General features: G+C 34.1%; 2 protein-coding genes, 1 tRNA gene and 1 other RNA gene. 2 read left to right on the top strand and 2 right to left on the bottom strand.

All coding sequences use genetic code 11. The features are described 5' to 3' along the window. The first annotated feature begins 230 nt into the window (after positions 1–230). Together E4100_RS09185 and ffs are read left to right on the top strand one after the other, a co-directional pair. Positions 231–322 (top strand) — tRNA-Ser (locus E4100_RS09185). A 12-nt stretch (positions 323–334) separates the two neighbouring features. Then, positions 335–601: signal recognition particle sRNA large type (gene ffs / locus E4100_RS09180), an RNA gene on the top strand. 52 nt (positions 602–653) lie between these two features. On the opposite strand, the gene clpB is transcribed toward ffs, so the two are convergent. Next, entirely contained in the window at positions 654–3233 is a 2580-nt protein-coding gene (gene clpB, locus E4100_RS09175) for an ATP-dependent chaperone ClpB (RefSeq protein WP_135271750.1), read from the bottom strand. A 13-nt stretch (positions 3234–3246) separates the two neighbouring features. Further along, complete coding sequence (locus tag E4100_RS09170) at positions 3247–4191, bottom strand: DnaJ C-terminal domain-containing protein (protein WP_135271749.1); 945 nt, start codon at positions 4189–4191, stop codon at positions 3247–3249. Positions 4192–4469 lie beyond the last annotated feature (278 nt).

Raw genomic sequence — 4469 nt, 5'->3', positions numbered from 1 at the left:
GCTCTTCTTGAGAAGATAGCACCCTCTGGCTTCACAAAACAAATTATGTCCATCAAAAGTTTGTAAGGTTAAATTAGTCCCCTAAATTTGTAAGACTAAATTAGACTGTTTTTGAAAAAGGGGTCTAATTTACTTTTACAATTAACTTATCATAGAATAACTACACCCAAAAAATCATTGTCCTTGACATTAGTTAAATTTTAACCTATAATATTCCTTGTATCGTCCAAGGAGAGATGGCTGAGCTGGTCGAAGGCGCACGACTGGAAATCGTGTAGGCGCTATAAACGTCTCGAGGGTTCGAATCCCTCTCTCTCCGCCATCATAAATTTTGCCGTGCTAGACGGGGAGGTAGCGGTGCCCTATAACCTGCAATCCGCTATAGCAGGGTTGAAGTCCTACTCTAGGCTTTTCTGCTGTGAGGTCTGCCCTAGATAAGTGGTGTTGACAGTCAGGTCCTGCGCAACGGAAACTCATGAACCTCGTCAGGTCCGGAAGGAAGCAGCGATAAGTGAGAATTTCCGTGTGCCGTAGGGAAACCTTACTCGAGCTAACTGTCTAGGTACCGCTCGGAGTGGAATTGTCGAAAGTAGGTGCACGGCTACATAAAAAAAGATGCTAATTGATTTAATTCAATCAGCATCTTTTTTATTTTATTCTATTATCAAATCTATTTCATTGTTTTTAACAGTAACAATTATCATACTGCCATCTTTTACTTTTCCTTCTATTATCAATCTACTCAGTCTTGTTTCAATTTCTTTTTGCAAAAATCTCTTAACTGGTCTTGCACCGTATTGAACAGAATATGATCTATTTAGTATTAGTTGTTTTGCTTCATCAGTTAATCTTATAGATATATTCCTATCTTCAAGAAGTTTTTCTATTTGTTTCATTTGCAAATCGATAATCTTAAATAATTCATCTCTTTGTAATGGTTTAAACATTACAATTTCGTCAACTCTGTTTAAAAATTCTGGTCTAAATGTTCTTCTTAACTCAGCATTGATTTTTTCTTTAGTTTGTTCAGAAATATGCCCTTCTTCAAGTAATCCCTCTAATAGATAGTTTGATCCTATATTGGATGTCATGATAATTACAGTGTTTTTAAAATCTACTGTTCTTCCTTGATTGTCAGTCAACCTACCATCATCTAATACTTGAAGTAAAATGTTAAATACATCTGGATGAGCCTTTTCTATTTCGTCAAATAGCACAACTGAATATGGTTTTCTTCTAACCGCTTCTGTGAGTTGTCCTCCTTCTTCGTACCCTACGTATCCTGGAGGAGAACCGATTAATCTAGATACTGAGAATTTTTCCATATACTCGCTCATATCTATACGGATCATGTTTTTTTCATCATCAAATAATGCTTCTGTCAAAGCCTTTGATAACTCCGTTTTACCTACTCCAGTTGGTCCAATAAATATAAAGCTACCTATTGGTCTGTTTGGATCTTTTAATCCAGCTCTAGCTCTTAGAACAGCATCAACTACAGCGTCTACTGCTTCACCTTGTCCTATTACTCTTTGATGCAATATACTACCAAGATTTAATAGTTTTTCTCTCTCAGTTTCAAGTAATTTATTTACTGGTATGCCAGTCCACTTTGCAACTACTTCAGCAATCTCTTCTTCTGTTACTTCTTCTTTGAGCATTCTTTCTCTAGTATTGTCTTTCTGTTGAGCTTCAGTTAATTTCTTTTCTAATTCAACCAGTGTTCCATATTTTAATTGTGATAGTCTTTCAAGGTCATAGTTCCTTTCAGCTTCTTCTATTTCTCTTTTTACTTTATCTATTTCTTCTTTGATTTGCTTAACTTTTTCAATTTCTTTCTTTTCTTCTTCCCATTGTGCTTTCAACAAATTAAATTTGTCTTTTAACTCTGATAGCTCTAATTCAAGCTTTTGTAGTCTTTGCTTCGAAGCTAAATCAGTTTCTTTTTTTAGTGCTTGTCTTTCAATTTCCAGTTGAAGTATTCTTCTTCGCACTTCGTCTATTTCTTGAGGCATGCTGTCTATTTCTGTTCTTACCATTGCACAAGCTTCGTCCATTAAATCAATCGCTTTGTCAGGTAAAAATCTATCTGTGATATATCTATCCGAAAGAGTTGCTGATGCAATAACTGCTCCATCAGAAATTCTTATTCCGTGGTGAATTTCATATTTTTCTTTGAGACCTCTTAGTATGGATATCGTATCCTCTACTGAGGGTTCTGTTACTAAAACCCTTTGGAATCTTCTTTCTAAAGCTGCATCTTTTTCAATGTATTTTCTATATTCATCTAGTGTGGTTGCTCCTATTGTATGCAATTCTCCTCTAGCTAACATTGGCTTTAAGAGGTTAGATGCGTCCATAGCTCCTTCTGTTCTGCCCGCACCAACTATATTGTGAATCTCATCAATAAATAGTATTATCCTTCCATTTGATTTTTGAATTTCAGATAATACTGCTTTTATTCTTTCTTCAAATTCTCCTCTGTACTTTGCTCCAGCTATCAATGCACCCATATCAAGTGCAAATATAGTCTTATCTTTTAAGCCTTCTGGTACATCTCCATTGACTATTCTTTGAGCCAAACCTTCTACTATAGCAGTTTTACCAACTCCTGGATCTCCAATTAGCACTGGATTGTTTTTAGTCCTTCTTGAGAGTATCCTAATAACATTTCTTATCTCATTATCTCTACCAATGACCGGATCGAGTTTCCCTTTTCTAGCTTCGTCAACGAGGTCTCTTCCAAATCTAGTAAGAGCCTCATAAGTAGCTTCAGGGTTATCCGAGGTTACCGTTTGATTGCCTCTTACTTTTTTCAGCGCTTCTAAAAATCTTTGTCTGTTTATATTGTATTTCTTAAGTATCTCTTCAGACATAGAACCCTTTTGATTTAATATAGCTAAATAAAGATGTTCCACACTCACATATTGATCATTAAATTTATTTGCTTCTTCTTCTGCATCGAGTAATATTTTTGAGTATATCCTACTTGGATATAGTGAGCCTCCAGTTTGTTTTGGAAGTTTTTCAACTTTTCTTTCAACGTCGGCTCTTACTAAATCCGGATTTATATCCATCAAAGACAATACTCTTGGTATAAGTCCATCCCTATCATTTAATAGTGCTAAGTGAATATGGATATCTTCTAGCTGAGGATTGCCTAATTTCATTGCTATGTTTTGTGATTCTTGTATTGCTTCTATGCTTTTTTGTGTGAATTTTTCTAAATCCATATTATCACCTCACTTAATTGTTTATATTTTGATTGGTTATTTCTTTAAGTTTTCTGTATAACTCTTCTTGTTCTTTAGTCATACTTTCAGGATTTACTATTTCCACTTCAAGATACAGATCTCCTTTGTCACCTTTTAAATCTACAAATCCTTTTTTTGAAAGTCTCATTTTTTTGCCTGAATTTGTCCTTTCAGGTATTTCAACTCTAATTTTACCATCCAATGTAGTTACTACGATCTTATCTCCAAAGTATGCTTGCCATGGATATACTTTTACTTTTTTGTATATATCTAAACCTTCTAGTCTAATATTTTCATCTTTCTTAATATTTATCTTGAAAAGTATATCTCCATCTAATCCCCATTTATTTCCATTAACCTTTACTTTCTTGCCTTCTGTTATGCCTTTAGGAATCTTTACAGTGATAGTTTTATTTTCTCCATTTATATTGAGCATGACATCTCTTGTTGAACCTTTATATGCCTCTTCAAGACTTATAGTAAGTTCAGATTCATAATTTGGTTTTTGTTTTTTTTGCTTTCTCTGTGAAGTCCTTGATCCAAATATATCCCCTATATTAAACCCTCTTGAACCAGAACTACCCATGTCATTGCCAAATATCAAATTAAAGAAATCACTGAAATCTCCCATGTTATCTGTAGTATAGGTGTATGTTCTGCCACCTTGGAAATTGCCAAATCCAAATTGAGATGGATCAAATTGCTCTCCTCCATTGAATCCATATTGCCCAAATTGATCGTATTTCTTCCTTTTTTCCTCATCTCCAAGTACTTCGTAAGCTTCATTTATCTCTTTGAATTTTTCTTGTGCTTTCGGATCATCGGGGTGCAAATCTGGGTGGTACTTTTTAGCTAATTTCCTGAATGATTTTTTTATTTCATCTTGAGTAGCATTTTTATCTACTTCAAGTATCTTATAATAGTCCTTATACTCCATACACATCACCCACTTTCTCTTTGTCGAATTTTTTGTTTTATCTTTGACTTTCTTTGACCTTTAATTATTATATAAAATTCTTTTTATTATTTCAATACTTTTTTACCCATTTGTGAAAATTTTTACCTTTTAGTTAATTGTAAAAGTAAATTAGACCCCTTTTTCAAAAACAGTCTAATTTAGTCTTACAAATTTAGGGGACTAATTTAACCTTACAAACTTTTGATGGACATAATTTGTTTTGTGAAGCCAGAGGGTGCTATCTTCTCAAGAAGAGC

The sequence above is a fragment of the Soehngenia longivitae genome (genome assembly GCF_004684055.1).
In the GTDB taxonomy this organism is placed as follows: domain Bacteria; phylum Bacillota; class Clostridia; order Tissierellales; family Tissierellaceae; genus Soehngenia; species Soehngenia longivitae.
This window is presented reverse-complemented; position numbering and strand designations above follow the sequence as displayed.